Here is a 13,613-nt window from a genome sequence, read left to right as displayed (position 1 = left end):
ACAGACGTCCGCCTGCCGTTATCGCGCTCGGCGCTGGTGCTTCGAACCAGGCGGCTCGGCCGCCTTCGGAGAAACGACGGCTTCTCGGACGAACATGACAATGCTCACCCCCCAAACGAGGGCGATGCCGAGCAGAACCCACTTGAAATCGGAATGGATCATGAAGTTGACGGCGGCCATCAACTCGATCGAAAGCCCGCGGCGACCCCGGCGCCGACCGCAGCTACAGCGCGATGGTCTCGGAAGGACGTCAACGCCAGGGTGAGCGCGAGCATCCGTAGCCGTCACGTAGCCGCCCATCACCCGGAATGCGTGGGTCAGCCATGATGTCAGTCTGGGCCCGATAGACTTCAATTCGACAGGTGTAAGGTCTCATGTGCCGGATGTCCTCCGGCAGCAGGGGAGCCCGAAGGAAGAGGAAGTAGACGCCAACCCCGACCAACAGGATCCGGAGGCCGCCAACAGCATCGAGGACAGACGCCAGCGATACGGTGCGTCGCGCATCGTGGCAGCCGGATCAACCGTGGCGATAGGTGCTGCCGGTCGAGCCCTGCCCGAGAATTCGGCTCAGGCGCGGTATGAAGCCCGGGACTTCCGCAGCGTATTTCGTATAGGCCTCGCCGAACTCCGACTTGGCGTCCAACTCCTCGTTTCTCGCGAGCTTCACGTACATGATCGTCAGCACCGGAAACATTGCGAGCGTGAGAATTGTCGGCCACTGCAACAGGAAGCCGAGCATGACGAGGATGAAGCCGACATATTGCGGATGGCGCACATAGCTGTAGGGACCGGCCGTGGCGAGACTGCGCGTCTGCTGCGCGTCGTACAACACCTTCCAGGCGGCGGAAATCAGAATGAACCCGGCGGCGATGAAGATGAAGCTCAGGATGTGGAACGGTCCGGCGTGCGGATTGGCCTTCCAACCGAACACCATCTCGAGCAGATGACCGGCGCCGTGCGAGAACCAGTCCATGTCGGGAAACCGCGACTGCAGCCAGCCCGAGAGGAAGTAAATGGTGAGCGGGAAGCCGTACATCTCCACGAATAGCGCCACCAGAAACGCACTGAAGGCGCCGAACGAACGCCAGTCCCGGGAGGTCTGCGGCTTGAAGAAGCTGTATGCGAACAGGATGAAGACCGCGGAGTTGACGATGACAAGGCTCCAGAGGCCGTAAGCGGGCGTAGAATCATGCATCACACGCTCCTTGGATCGTTCTGTTGATTGTCGGCGTGATGATGCCTGTGTCCGTGATGCATGAACAAATGCATCAGCGGGCAGGCGAGGATTGGGAGCCAGACAAGCAATCCGAGCACGTGCGCTCTATGCTCAGTGAACAGCAGGGCACCTGCGATGATAAGAAATCCGATCAGAACCAGTCCGGCACGCGATTTGAGCGACAAACCCTCAGGCGCATGTCCTTGGTGACCGGAACGATCTTGCACCGACATCGTGAAGTCCTGCTACCCAACAGTAAGTAAACAACTTGCCGGAAACCTTCTTCTTGATCGAGATCAAGCAGATCGGACCGGAAACGCCCGCAAACAAGGCGCTTGCGGCGACCGCTGCCTAAGCACGTTGCGCGATGCGCTCGCCGACTGACAGGGCGTCGATTGGTCTAGTTCTGTATCATCGAGGACTTCGGGCCTCCCTGATATCTCCAAACCCGCCTGCTCGAATCAACAGGTGGCGCGAAGTAGTGGCCCGGTGTCGCGGGAACCGAGCCGAACGCAGAGCTCCAGTCACCTTGTGGGTTCGACATCCCTTGCGCGCCCCGCCTGGCCTCGTTTGGCCAATACCGCCGATCCGAAATCGTGGCCCCTGCAAAGGCACTCGCCGACACTGCAACCAACGGCAGCACCAGCAACATAGTTCTGAAGGTCTGCTTGAACATGACCCGGCTCCTGCTCACTCGAAGGAAGGATTTGAGGCCCTCTCATCGATGAGTTCGGAAGAAATCGCCGTTCGGTTACAGGGCTCACGCCGACGTGAAAACGGTTCGGTCTCGCTACCAACGCAGCAACCTGGGGCCCAGCATCGCCCCTGCCGGGGTGCAGAGCACAATCGTCCCGCCGTACCAGATTGCGACAAATGGCAAGGAATCGTCGGTGCAATGAAGCGCGTAACCCGTGGCGCTGATGCCGCCCGAAACAAGTCCCGCAAAGGCACCTGTCCGGACGAGATTGGTCGGCGCCGCCGTTCGCACCGCCGCGATAACGAAGGTGAAAGGTACGATCGCGATGATCGGGATCGAGATAGTGCACTCTAGCCACTCGTCACCCATGACCATCTTGGCCCAATGCGTAATGGGCGCCAGCCCAAGGCTGATTGCGGCAAGCAACAAGATGCCTGCGAATGGGAGGACGGCCCACCCCGAAGAGGACCTACGTTCTCCGCCCGGCCGCGCCAGTCGCATCAGGTAGGCCGATGCCAACACGACGATTCCGACCGCGAACGAGCACGGAAACGACGGCGTGACCGGTCGTCAGATCGGACCGGGTACCCAGGCCGACCAATATGCCGCCCAACGTCAGAACCGTTGCGGCCGCAAGGGCGAGGCCCACTGTCCGACCTACCGATCGGCGATCGACCGGCTCGACGTGGGCACTGAGTGCCGCGATCAAATCATCCGTCTTCATGATCTCGCTTCCCGGGCAATCAGCGCGGCCAGGGTTTTTAGCCCGCGGTGAATATTCACCTTAATCCCGGATTCCGAAAGTCCGCACCGCTGCGCCGCTTCGGCGATGCTCAACCCGTCGAGTTTCACGGCTTCCATGGAACATTTGACGTTTGGCGGCAGCCGTCGCAAGAGCCGCCCGACGTCGTAGGAACTCTCCGCACCGACATGATCGTCCGATGCCATGGCCTCGTCAGCCTCGTCCAGAGGCACATCGGCCAACGACGTGCGGGTCCGACGCAGAAAGTCGATCAATTTGTGGCGCGCGATCGCATGGACCCATGGTGTCAGCAGGTCCGAGGCGTCGTAGGTATGTCTCTTGATGTGAATGGCCAAGACCGCTTCCTGAACCAGGTCTTCGGCCTCCGACGCGCTACGGCCAGTGCCTGCGAGCTTCCTCTTGTAGTACGCACGTAGGCGCCTGCTCAGCGCTTCAAGCAATGCCCGATGCGAAGCCGCATCGCCGTCCAGGCTTGCGAGCATGAGCTTCTTCAGATCCGCCTCCGAGGTCGTCATGTTCGCGGTCCCGACTACCTTCTCGATCAGGGAATATCTCGACGAATTCATTGTCCTGCAGGCGTCCGCAAACCATGCCAGGCATCCCGAACTTGGTGGTAGTGAACCTCTGGCAGATAGTCGGGCGTGTTCAACCCGAGCGTCTTCACGTCGAGGCGCCCTACGGCGTTGAGGAGCGTGTAGGATGCGATCACGCGGTCGCGCTGAGCGAGGATGAGGCGAGCGCGGGCATTGGTCAGATCCTGCAGGGCGTTGAGTACGTCGACTGTGGCGCGCTGTCCTGCCTGCGCCTCCCGCTGCACCCCCAATAGCGCCACGTTCGCGGCACGCACCTCGGATTCCGAGGCAGTGACCGCGACTTTTGCACCCTCATTGGCGACCCAAGCGCCGGTTGCCGCAGTGCGCGTCTGATTGCGCACCTGCTCTAGGACCAGCCGGCTTTGCGAAGTGACCTCCTTGGCCTGGCGGGTCTGGGCGGCCGCGATGGCTGCATCGTAGAGGGGAACGCCGACCTGGCCCAAAACCGAAGCCTGATCCATGCGGGAAGTGGCGAGGGTAGGATCATTCTGCACGGCGCGGCTGACGCTGGCCTGCACGGACACGGTCGGAAGCAGCCCGCTTTCCGCCACTGCGACCGAAGATTGGGCGACATCCACATCGAACTGCGCGGCAAGGACGGCCGGGTTCTCTTGACGCGCCACATTCGTCGCATCCGCAAGAGTAGGCGGCGAGAACCGGTCCACCGGCGTTGCCGCCACGAGCTGCGCGGTAGGCTCGCCCACCACTTGGGTGTAGGTCGCCTTGCTCACGGCAAGGGCCACTTCTGCGGCGTTGAGGTCGGCAAGGCCGCGGTTCAGGCGCGCTTCGGCCTGGGCCGCGTCGGTGGGCGTGACGTCGCCGGCATTGAGACGACTGCGAGTGTTGGAGAGCGTCTGCCGCAGGAAGGCGATATTGGCGCGCTGCGCGTCGACCAGCGCTCCGTTGGCAAGTACGTTCATGTACACGGTGACGGCATCGAGCAGGATCCCCTGCCCTACGTTGCGCAGGGCTTCGCGGCCGGACCTTACCTGTGCCTCCGCCACCCGGACATTGTTGGCGGTCTTGAAGCCGTTGAACAGCGTCTGGGTCACCGTGAGCCCAACGGTCCACGGCTTTAGCGTGACCGTCTGGACGACGTTGTCCGGCAACAGGTTGCGAACCTGCTGCAGGCCGGCGCTCAGGCTTGCCACGATCTGCGGGCGATAGCCCGACAACGCCTGCGGCACGTTTTCGTCGGTCGCCCGTTGGCGCGCCCGTGCCGCGTTCAGCTGCGGATTTGACTGATAGGCCTTCACCATGGCTTCCACGAGGGTCTCCGCCCTGGCGGGCGCTCCGCCGTGAAGCAACAACACCGACCCGAACATGGGTCCGGCCCACCTCCCGACGATCGAACCCGAAGCATCGACTCTCGATCTGTACTTAGCCATCTCTTCCTCGTCCTTCGCGAAGCGTCGCACACGGATGTGCTCACGGCTGGCCCTCTTCCGGCTCATTGGGCCGGCTCCATAATGCGCGGCCTCTTTGCAGGCGCTTCTTCATGTGCGGGAGGCTGTGGATCGCGGTCGCCTCGATCGGACGTTGAAGGCAACCGGAAGCCCTTGATCAGTCCAAAGATCGCTGGAATGACGATGAGCGTCAGCAGCGTGGACGAGACCATTCCGCCGATCATCGGCACGGCGATGCGCTGCATGATTTCGGATCCGGTACCCGAACTCCACATGATGGGCAGAAGGCCGGCCATGATGGCGACCACCGTCATCATCTTGGGCCGGACTCGCTCGACGGCGCCTTCCATGATGGCGTCGTAAAGATCGCTTCGCGTCAGCGCGCGACCTTCCGCCTTTATCCGCTCGCTCGTTTCCGCCAACGCGTGGTCGAGATAGATCAGCATCACCACGCCGGTCTCGGCGGCGACGCCGGCGAGCGCGATGAACCCTACCGCGACGGCGACCGACATGTTGAAGCCGAGCCACCACATCATCCAGAGGCCGCCGACCAGCGCGAAGGGCAGCGAGAGCATGACGATCAAGGTTTCTGTGATCGACCTGAAGTTCAAGTAGAGCAGCAGGAAGATGATCGTGAGCGTGACCGGTACCACGATCTTCAGACGCGCAGCGGCACGCTGCAGATACTCGTATTGGCCGCTCCAGACGACATAGTAACCCGCCGGAAACTGTATGCTCTCGCTGACCGCTCGCTGTGCGTCGGCGACGTAGCTCCCGATGTCCCTGTCCCGGATGTCGACATAGATGTAGGTCGCGAGCTGTCCGTTCTCCGTACGGATCGAAGTCGGCCCGCGGGTGGGTTCTACCTTCGCCACTTCGCCAAGCGGAACGGCCCCGCCGGCCGGCATCGGCACCAAAATGTCGCTTGTGATGGCCTTGGGATTGTCACGGAGATCGCGCGGGTAGCGCATGTTCACCGTGAACCGCTGCCGGCCCTCGACGGTCGTGGTGACCGTCTGACCTCCCAATGCGGCCGCGATGGTGTCTTGGACATCCTGGATCAGGACCCCGTAACGGGCGAGCGCCTCCCGGTCCGGAGCGATCTCGAGATAGTACCCGCCGATGCCCCGCTCGGCATAAGCCGATGATGTACCGGGGACTGTCTTGATGACCCGTTCGATCTGCTTTGCCAACCGATCGATCTCCACGAGATCCGTGCCCATGACCTTGACGCCGATCGGCGTGCGAATGCCTGTCGACAGCATGTCGATGCGTGCCTTGATCGGCATGGTCCAGGCATTGGAGACGCCCGGAAATTGCAGCGCCTTGTCCATCTCCGCGATCAAAGTGTCGATCGTCATTCCGGGACGCCATTGCTCTTTCGGCTTGAGGTTGACGACCGTTTCGAACATTTCGGTCGGGGCCGGATCGGTGGCGGTCGCGGCCCGCCCCGCCTTGCCGTAGACGGAAGCGACCTCCGGGAAGGATTTGATAATGCGATCCTGCATCTGCATCAGTTCCGCCGCCTTGGTCACCGAGATGCCGGGCAGGGTCGTGGGCATATAGAGCAGCGTGCCCTCGTTCAGCGTCGGCATGAACTCGGTTCCAAGCTGTCGGGCCGGCCAGATCGTGACCGCGAGGACCGCCACGGAGGCGAGGATGACTAGGGTCTTTGCGCGCAGCACCCCCTTGATGACGGGGCGATATACCCAGATCAGGAAGCGATTAATGAAATTCTTGTGTTCGGGAACGATCTTCCCGCGCACGAAGACCACCATCAGCGCCGGGACCAACGTCACCGAAAGCAGAGCTGCGGCTGCCATCGCGAAGGTCTTCGTGTATGCCAGCGGGCTGAACAGCCGCCCCTCCTGCGATTCCAGCGTGAAGATCGGCATGAACGAAACGGTGATGATCAAGAGGCTGAAGAACAATGCGGGGCCCACCTCGGAGGCCGCCTCGATCAGGATTTGAACGCGCGACTGTCCCGGCTTCGCCCGCTCCAGGTGCTTGTGCGCGTTCTCGATCATGACGATGGCGGCATCCACCATGGCGCCGATCGCAATCGCAATACCGCCGAGGCTCATGATGTTCGACCCGAGCCCCAGCAGTTTCATGGCTCCGAACGCCATCAGCACGCCCACTGGCAGCATCAGGATCGCGACCAGCGCGCTGCGCACGTGCAGCAGGAAGACGATGCAGACGAGCGCCACGACGATGCTCTCCTCGAGAAGCGTTTGCTTCAGCGTGTCGATGGCGGCGTAGATCAGGTTGGAGCGGTCGTAGACCGGGACGATCTCGACCGATTTCGGCAGACTGCTCGCAATCTCATTGAATCGCTTCTTGACGTTCTCGATGACGTTGAGCGCATTGACGCCAAAGCGCTGCAGCACGATGCCGCTTGCGACCTCCCCCTCGCCGTTCAATTCGGCGATACCCCGTCTTTCGTCCGGGCCGAGCTCGACTCGCGCGACGTCACGCAGCAACACGGGCGTCCCGTTGTTCGTCTTCAGTACGATGTTGCCGAGATCGTTGATGCTCTTGATGTAGCCCTTGCCCCGGATCACGTACTCGAACTCCGCGAGTTCGACCGTCCGGCCGCCGACGTCCGCGTTCGATGCGCGGATGGCGTCCCGGATCTTCTGCATGCTGATTCCGCGGTCGCGCATGCGCTGCGGGTCAAGGACCACGTTGTACTGTTTGACGAAACCGCCAATGCTCGCGACCTCGGCCACTCCTTCGGCCTTGGCGAGCGCGAATCTCAGATTCCAGTCCTGGATCGTGCGCGTGTCCGCCAGATTCAATTCCTTCGAGATGACGGCGTATTGGTAGACCCAGCCGACGCCCGTGGCATCCGGCCCGATGCTCGGCGTGACGCCCGCCGGCAACCTGGACGTCGCGCTATTCAGGAATTCCATGACGCGCGAGCGGGCCCAGTAGATGTCGGTTCCGTCCTCGAAGATCACGTACACGAAGGACACGCCGAAGAACGAGAATCCGCGCACCACCTTGGATTTCGGCACGGTCAGCATGGCCGTCGTCAGGGGATATGTAACTTGGTCCTCGATCACCTGCGGCGCCTGGCCGGGATATTCCGTGTAGACGATGACCTGCGTGTCGGAGAGATCCGGAATCGCATCGAGCGGCAGATGCACTAGTGCGTAGAGGCCAGCGGCGGCCGCAAAACCGGTGCCGAACAGCACCAGCAGTAGATTGCGTGCGGACCAGGCGATGATGCGAGCGATCATTTGTGCTCTCCCGTCGAGTGGGCGGCGCCGGTGTCGGAAGGATTGGGCGCAGCCTCCGCGAAGCCTTTGAGCGCCGCCTTCAGGTTGCTTTCGGCATCGATCAGGAAGTTGGCCGCGGTGACCACCGCCTCGCCGACCGCAAGGCCCTCCCGGACCTCGATGTAACCGCCGCCCCGCCGGCCCAGCTTGACTTCGCGCGGCTCGTAGCGTCCTCCGCCCTTGTCGACCAGAACGGCCTGCCGGCTGCCGGTGTCGAGCACCGAACTGTCGGATACCGCCAATACGGATGCGGAGTCCGCGGTGTCGATGTCCGCATCGACGTACATGTCCGGCAGCAGCGCCGCTTCCGGGTTGGCGAGTTCGATTCGAACGCGTGCCGTCCGCGTTTCGCGGTTCACCTGCGGATAGACGACGGCGATCCTGCCGCTGAAGTTGCGGGTCGGATAGCTGCGGGCGCGAACCGTGACCGGCTGACCCACCGCGATGTTGCCGAGATCGCGTTCGGCGACGTCGACCAGGGCCCAGACCACCGAAATGTCGGCGATCCGAAACAGTACGTCGCCCGGATTGGCTCTCATCCCTTCGACGGCGTTGCGTTCAAGCACGATGCCGTCGCGCGGCGCTGACCATTGCACGGTGACGGGCGCGACGTGGGACTTCTCCATGTCCGCTATAACCTGTTCGGGAACGTCGAGATTGATCAGCCGCTGCCGCGAGCCGCGGCCGTAGGCCTCAATCCCGCCGGTGGTCTTGGAAGTGATCGTCGAGAGATACTCCGCGGCGGCGGACGCCACGGCCGAACTGTAGATCTGCATCAGCGGCTGGCCTGCCTTCACGCGCGTGCCGGTGGTCACGTCGGCGACCTTTTGCACGAAGCTTTCGGCGCGCATTGCGATGACCGAGACGCGGCGTTCATCCAGTTGGATCGTACCGGGCGACTTGACCAGCATCCGGATCGGACGGCGCTCGGCGGGCTCGGACTTCACGCCCGTCCGCTGGATTTTGCCGGGCGAGAGCTTGACCGACCCGTCGTCCTGATCGTCCCCTTCGTAGACGGGAACGTAGTCCATCCCCATCGGGTCCTTCTTGGGGACCGACGAAGTGTCCGGCAGGCCCATCGGATTGCGGTAGTACAGGATCCTGCGGGAGGAGTCTGCTTGTTGCCGCTTCGGCTTTGCGGGCTCGGTCGAGGGCTCGTCCTCATCGTAGACCGGCAGGTAATCGCGTCCCTGCTGATCCTTTTTCGGAACGGCCGACCAGAAGGGGGCCCCAGCGGGGTCACGATAGTACAGCGGTGTCTTGTCCGCGGCCGCGGCAGCGTCGGTCAAGCGGGCGTGAGCGGGCCAGAAAGATCGTTCCACCGACCAGTATCCGGTCAGTCCGATTCCGGCGCCGAGCGCGATGATTGTAAGCAAGCGCGAGGTGTTCATGGTGTGCACCAGGGCGCGCCCTGCGGCGCGCATATATGGGTTCGAGAATGCTGGGCGTTCCCTGGGAACGCCCGCAGGCTCACTTGTTGGCCTTGACGATGACCTTGCCGTTGATGGTCTCAGACTCGCCCTGGACCTTTGCGGAGAGCGTGACCTGATAGCGTCCCGCCATCGGAAGATCCGTCTTGAAGGCGTACACGCCGGACTCCCTGGACGGCAGCGGAGCCACCGGGGATTCCATTTCGGCCATTCCGTCGGGCGCCATGTCCACGCGCGTCCTGAAGATCACGGCGTCGGAGACCGGTTTCCCGGTCGTCTTGTTGGTCAAGCGGACCGCGACGGTGACGTCGTCGCCCTTCTTCATCTCCGCATTGACGGGCTCGAACACGTAGTCGCCTGCGCCCGCCGACGCAGCCGTGGCGACGAGAGTGACGACGACGGTCAGTGCGGCAGCACTGCTGAATTTGGAAGTCATGATTTTCTCCTCGATGGGTCTGTCTCGACCGCGGCTCCGAAGGAGCACACACGGCAGTCGTCATCGCGCGCGGGCACGTGCTACGCGCGTCGAACCGGGTGAGATCAGACCCGAGGAGGTCGGAAGGGAGGGCTCGCTCCGCTCAGGGGGACGAACTGGTCCGCAGGGATGGCGACTTTGCTCTCGGCTGCGGGCACGAAGCGGAAGCCGATGCTTCGGACGTCGCCCAGCGCGACAAATCCGCCCGCGCAGCAGAAACCCATGCTGCAGTTATGGCCGGCGGCGTGAAAGGGGGCGCCGTTCATGTCGTCCGGGCAACAGTCCATCGACATGTCGGCCGAGGTGCCCATCTGCATTCCGGACTGCGCATCGTCGGCCATCACGCCGAACCCGGCCGCGGACGCGCCGACCGGCAGCAACGCCAAGGAGGCGGCGATCGCGAATGCCAGAATGGTACGGACGAGCCGCATCGCGCTTTGTCTACCTATACTTGTCCCGCTTACCGCACCGGTCCGGCGCGGTAGCGGTTTCCTTCCATAACATAATCCTGCTCCGAGCGGCGTCTTTGATCCTCGTCAAGCATTCGTGACCGCCTTCATCACCTGTCCGCCCGCCCGACGACTTCCATCAGTTCCGCGATCTTGCGCCGCTGGTCGGCCTTATCCCCGCTACGAATGGCGTGTTCCACGCAATGGGCCACGTGATCCTTGAGGATTTCTTCCTCGACGCGGCGGAGCGCGGCTCTGACCGCCGAAATCTGCGTGACGATGTCGATGCAGTACCGGTCCTCGTCCACCATCTTCGCGAGTCCGCGAACTTGGCCTTCGATGCGGTTCAGGCGTTTCTGACAGGAAGCCTTGATGTCGGTCCTCATGGGCCGTATATACCCCCCTAGGGTACTTTCCGCAAGAGATCCGCAAGAGACAAGAGAAGAGATGGAGCACATAATGTCTAAGGATGCCCCAAATTCCGAAAAAGCTCGCGGAAACTGCTGCGAACACTCTCACTCCACCTCGCGCGAGCGCCCTGTTCACCATGACCATGGCCCCGCGCACGGTGCCGCGGTCGATCCCGTCTGCGGAATGGCCGTGGATCCGGCGACGGCCTCTCATAAGGTCGAGCACGGCGGAAGAACCTTCTATTTTTGCTCCGATCGTTGCAGGACGAAATTCGCCGAGGAGCCGGCAAGATACGTTCATGGCAAGGTGGGGCATGAAGCCCGAACCGACGTGCCGGAAGGTACGGTCTACACCTGTCCGATGCATCCGCAGATCCGGCAGGTCGGGCCCGGCAATTGTCCGATCTGCGGCATGGCGCTCGAACCGGAAGTCGCAACGACGGACGCGGGACCGAATCCCGAGCTGATCGATATGACCCGCCGATTCTGGGTGGGTCTGGCGCTTTCCGTTCCGGTGGTGATCCTCGAGATGGGCGCTCACCTGGTCGGAGCGCACCGTTGGATCGACCAGTCGTTCTCCAACTGGATCCAGTTCGTTCTCGCGACGCCGGTCGTCTTGTGGGCCGGCTGGCCGTTCTTCGTCCGCGGTTGGCAGTCGGTGCTGACGCGCAATCTGAACATGTTCACCCTGATCGCGATGGGTACCGGCGTCGCCTGGGTCTACAGCGTCGTCGCGACGGTTCTGCCAGCCGCGTTTCCTTCCACTTTCCGCGGCCACGCCGGCGCGGTCGCGGTCTACTTCGAGGCGGCCGCCGTCATCACGGTCCTGGTGCTTCTGGGGCAGGTGCTCGAATTGCGCGCGCGCGAGGCGACCTCCGGGGCGATCAAGGCACTGCTGGATCTCGCGCCGAAAACCGCTCGACGCATCCGTGCGGACGGGGCCGACGAGGAGGTGCAGATCGCGGTGCTGCAGCCGCAAGACCGCCTGCGCGTCCGACCCGGCGAAAAAGTACCCGTGGACGGCGAGATCGTCGAGGGTCGCTCGTCGCTCGACGAGTCGATGGTGACGGGAGAGTCCATGCCGGTCAGCAAGGAGGTCGGCAGCAAGGTCATCGCAGGCACCCTGAACCGGTCCAGCGGGTTCGTCATGCGTGCTGAGAAGGTCGGTAGCGACACGATGCTGTCCCAGATCGTGCAAATGGTCGCGCAGGCGCAGCGGTCCCGCGCTCCCATCCAGCGCCTGGCCGACCAGGTCGCTGGCTGGTTCGTTCCCGCGGTCATCGTGGTCGCGGTCGCAGCCTTCGCCGCCTGGGCCGTCTACGGGCCCGAGCCGCGCTTCGCTTTCGGGCTGGTGGCGGCGGTGAGCGTTCTCATCATCGCCTGCCCGTGCGCGCTCGGCCTCGCGACACCGATGTCGATCATGGTGGGCGTCGGACGCGGAGCACATGCGGGCGTGCTCATCAAGAACGCAGAGGCGCTGGAGCGCATGGAGAGAATCGACACGCTCGTTGTCGACAAGACCGGCACGCTGACAGAGGGCAAGCCCAAGGTCGTCGCGGTGATCCCGACGAACGGGTACTCGGAGTCGGACGTGCTTCGGCTCGCCGCCAGCGTCGAGCGCGCCAGCGAGCATCCATTGGCGGATGCGATCGTTAATGCAGCCAGAGAGCGCGATCTACCGACTACCGACGTGCAGGACTTCGACTCGCCGGTCGGCAAGGGCGCGCTCGGAACCGTCGAGGGCAAGAAGGTGCTCCTCGGAAACGCGAGGTTCCTGAGCTCGGAAGGCGTCGATACGTCCTCCCTCGAATCCGAAGCCGAACGTCAGCGGGGCGAAGGCGCGACCGTCATCAACATGGCGGTCGACGGCACGCTCGTCGGCATCTTGGCCATCGCCGACCCGGTGAAGCAGTCCACGCCCGAGGCGCTGCGCGAACTCGCCGCCGAAGGGGTCAGGGTGATCATGCTAACGGGCGACAACCGTACGACGGCCCGGGCGGTCGCTCGGAGGCTCGGTATCGCGGACGTCGAAGCCGAGGTTCTGCCCGACCAGAAGAGTGCGGTCGTCGCGAAGCTACACGAGCAAGGTCGAATAGTCGCGATGGCCGGCGATGGTGTCAATGACGCGCCGGCGTTGGCGGCCGCCGAAGTCGGTATCGCGATGGGGACCGGAACGGACGTGGCGATGGAGAGTGCCGGTGTGACGCTACTCAAGGGGGATCTCACGGGTATCGTACGGGCGCGGCGACTGTCGCGCGCAACGATGCGTAACATCCGCCAGAACTTGTTCTTTGCCTTCGCCTACAACGCGGCCGGCATTCCGATCGCCGCCGGGCTGCTCTACCCGACCTTCGGCTTGTTGTTGTCGCCGATCGTCGCCGCGGCCGCAATGGCGCTGTCGTCCGTCAGCGTGGTCGGCAACGCGCTGCGGCTACGAACAGTGCGGGTCTGACGTCCGAGCATGCGCGAGTACATTCGTCCGAATCCGGTACCTCCGCCCAAGACGGCTGTCGCGCGCGAATCGCCGGCCATCGTCGCTGGCCATCGGAATTCGCGTCAAGGCGACGACGTGATCGAGGAATCGGCAGCCCGCTTCGCGTTTCCATCGGGGACGCCATGCGCGAGCAACCTGGACTCCGAAAGGCTTCCAAGAAGCTCGACCTTGGCGTCGTTGAGCGCTCCGCATGCTGCCTGAACGGCTTTCACAGCCTCGAGCTGGTCGCCGAGGTGCACGTACCAGACTTCCTGTGCGTGCTTCCCGTCGCGGACTTCGGGCCAGGTCACGAGGACCGCGTAACCGGCTGCAGGCAGCTCGAAATCGCGAATGTCGGGCCCGGATCGCTCTGACGACATCTGCTGTTCTCTCCAAACATCGTTACTAAGCTGGCCC

12 protein-coding genes and 1 pseudogene are annotated in these 13,613 nt (G+C 63.2%); 1 reads left to right on the top strand and 12 read right to left on the bottom strand.

Annotation, left to right across the window (positions count from 1 at the left end; translation table 11 throughout):
* Nucleotides 1-18: 18 nt before the first annotated feature.
* The 11 genes and pseudogenes from FJV43_RS18515 to FJV43_RS18465 all read right to left on the bottom strand — a co-directional run bounded on the left by FJV43_RS18515 (nt 19) and on the right by FJV43_RS18465 (nt 10,699).
* Entirely contained in the window at nt 19-180 is a 162-nt protein-coding gene (locus FJV43_RS18515; protein ID WP_239629152.1) for a hypothetical protein, read from the bottom strand.
* Between the two features lie 337 nt (nt 181-517).
* A complete protein-coding gene (locus FJV43_RS18510) occupies nt 518-1,195 on the bottom strand; it encodes an isoprenylcysteine carboxylmethyltransferase family protein (protein WP_239629144.1) in 678 nt (225 codons plus the stop codon).
* A complete protein-coding gene (locus tag FJV43_RS18505; RefSeq protein ID WP_024343386.1) occupies nt 1,195-1,449 on the bottom strand; it encodes a DUF2933 domain-containing protein in 255 nt (84 codons plus the stop codon). Before FJV43_RS18505 ends, FJV43_RS18510 begins: the two co-directional genes overlap by 1 nt.
* A 557-nt stretch (nt 1,450-2,006) precedes the next feature.
* Nucleotides 2,007-2,637 (bottom strand): annotated as a pseudogene (locus FJV43_RS18500) (DUF1109 domain-containing protein).
* Nucleotides 2,634-3,191, bottom strand: coding sequence for a sigma-70 family RNA polymerase sigma factor (locus FJV43_RS18495; RefSeq protein ID WP_239629142.1), 558 nt, complete (start codon nt 3,189-3,191; stop codon nt 2,634-2,636). Before FJV43_RS18495 ends, FJV43_RS18500 begins: the two are co-directional and overlap by 4 nt.
* A 47-nt stretch (nt 3,192-3,238) precedes the next feature.
* Entirely contained in the window at nt 3,239-4,594 is a 1,356-nt protein-coding gene (locus FJV43_RS18490; protein WP_239629477.1) for a TolC family outer membrane protein, read from the bottom strand.
* 125 nt (nt 4,595-4,719) lie between these two features.
* Nucleotides 4,720-7,920: an efflux RND transporter permease subunit gene (locus tag FJV43_RS18485; RefSeq protein ID WP_239629140.1), complete on the bottom strand. Its 3,201-nt coding sequence runs from the start codon at nt 7,918-7,920 to the stop codon at nt 4,720-4,722.
* Complete coding sequence (locus tag FJV43_RS18480) at nt 7,917-9,350, bottom strand: efflux RND transporter periplasmic adaptor subunit (protein ID WP_239629138.1); 1,434 nt, start codon at nt 9,348-9,350, stop codon at nt 7,917-7,919. The genes FJV43_RS18485 and FJV43_RS18480 overlap by 4 nt, the downstream gene beginning before the upstream one ends.
* Before the next feature lie 79 nt (nt 9,351-9,429).
* Nucleotides 9,430-9,825, bottom strand: coding sequence for a FixH family protein (locus tag FJV43_RS18475; protein WP_239629136.1), 396 nt, complete (start codon nt 9,823-9,825; stop codon nt 9,430-9,432).
* 104 nt (nt 9,826-9,929) lie between these two features.
* Complete coding sequence (locus FJV43_RS18470) at nt 9,930-10,295, bottom strand: hypothetical protein (RefSeq protein WP_239629135.1); 366 nt, start codon at nt 10,293-10,295, stop codon at nt 9,930-9,932.
* A gap of 128 nt (nt 10,296-10,423) precedes the next feature.
* Nucleotides 10,424-10,699, bottom strand: a complete 276-nt coding sequence (locus FJV43_RS18465; protein ID WP_061022299.1) for a metal-sensitive transcriptional regulator — start codon at nt 10,697-10,699, stop codon at nt 10,424-10,426.
* 208 nt (nt 10,700-10,907) lie between these two features.
* On the opposite strand from FJV43_RS18465, the gene FJV43_RS18460 reads away from it, so the two are divergent.
* Nucleotides 10,908-13,175 carry a heavy metal translocating P-type ATPase gene (locus FJV43_RS18460; RefSeq protein ID WP_275973720.1) on the top strand — a complete coding sequence of 756 codons (2,268 nt, stop codon included), beginning with the start codon at nt 10,908-10,910 and terminating at the stop codon, nt 13,173-13,175.
* A 104-nt stretch (nt 13,176-13,279) separates the two neighbouring features.
* Here the strand turns inward: FJV43_RS18460 and FJV43_RS18455 are convergent, their stop codons facing one another.
* The gene (locus FJV43_RS18455; protein WP_239629133.1) at nt 13,280-13,576 is read right to left on the bottom strand and encodes a hypothetical protein; all 297 of its coding nucleotides are present in this window, start codon (nt 13,574-13,576) and stop codon (nt 13,280-13,282) included.
* Nucleotides 13,577-13,613: the final 37 nt, after the last annotated feature.

It is taken from the genome of Bradyrhizobium sp. I71, assembly GCF_022354745.1.
Classification (GTDB): domain Bacteria; phylum Pseudomonadota; class Alphaproteobacteria; order Rhizobiales; family Xanthobacteraceae; genus Bradyrhizobium; species Bradyrhizobium liaoningense.
The sequence above is the reverse complement of the archived record's forward strand: the minus strand, read 5'-3'. Positions and strand labels throughout refer to the sequence as shown.

Excerpts from the sequence above, each read along its gene's own strand:
- FJV43_RS18515 (WP_239629152.1), bottom strand. The coding sequence starts at position 180 with ATGGCCGCCGTCAACTTCATGATCCATTCCGATTTCAAGTGGGTTCTG.
- FJV43_RS18510 (WP_239629144.1), bottom strand. The coding sequence starts at position 1,195 with ATGCATGATTCTACGCCCGCTTACGGCCTCTGGAGCCTTGTCATCGTC.
- FJV43_RS18505 (WP_024343386.1), bottom strand. The coding sequence starts at position 1,449 with ATGTCGGTGCAAGATCGTTCCGGTCACCAAGGACATGCGCCTGAGGGT.
- FJV43_RS18495 (WP_239629142.1), bottom strand. The coding sequence starts at position 3,191 with ATGACGACCTCGGAGGCGGATCTGAAGAAGCTCATGCTCGCAAGCCTG.
- FJV43_RS18490 (WP_239629477.1), bottom strand. The coding sequence starts at position 4,594 with ATGTTCGGGTCGGTGTTGTTGCTTCACGGCGGAGCGCCCGCCAGGGCG.
- FJV43_RS18485 (WP_239629140.1), bottom strand. The coding sequence starts at position 7,920 with ATGATCGCTCGCATCATCGCCTGGTCCGCACGCAATCTACTGCTGGTG.
- FJV43_RS18480 (WP_239629138.1), bottom strand. The coding sequence starts at position 9,350 with ATGAACACCTCGCGCTTGCTTACAATCATCGCGCTCGGCGCCGGAATC.
- FJV43_RS18475 (WP_239629136.1), bottom strand. The coding sequence starts at position 9,825 with ATGACTTCCAAATTCAGCAGTGCTGCCGCACTGACCGTCGTCGTCACT.
- FJV43_RS18470 (WP_239629135.1), bottom strand. The coding sequence starts at position 10,295 with ATGCGGCTCGTCCGTACCATTCTGGCATTCGCGATCGCCGCCTCCTTG.
- FJV43_RS18465 (WP_061022299.1), bottom strand. The coding sequence starts at position 10,699 with ATGAGGACCGACATCAAGGCTTCCTGTCAGAAACGCCTGAACCGCATC.
- FJV43_RS18460 (WP_275973720.1), top strand. The coding sequence starts at position 10,908 with ATGGCCGTGGATCCGGCGACGGCCTCTCATAAGGTCGAGCACGGCGGA.
- FJV43_RS18455 (WP_239629133.1), bottom strand. The coding sequence starts at position 13,576 with ATGTCGTCAGAGCGATCCGGGCCCGACATTCGCGATTTCGAGCTGCCT.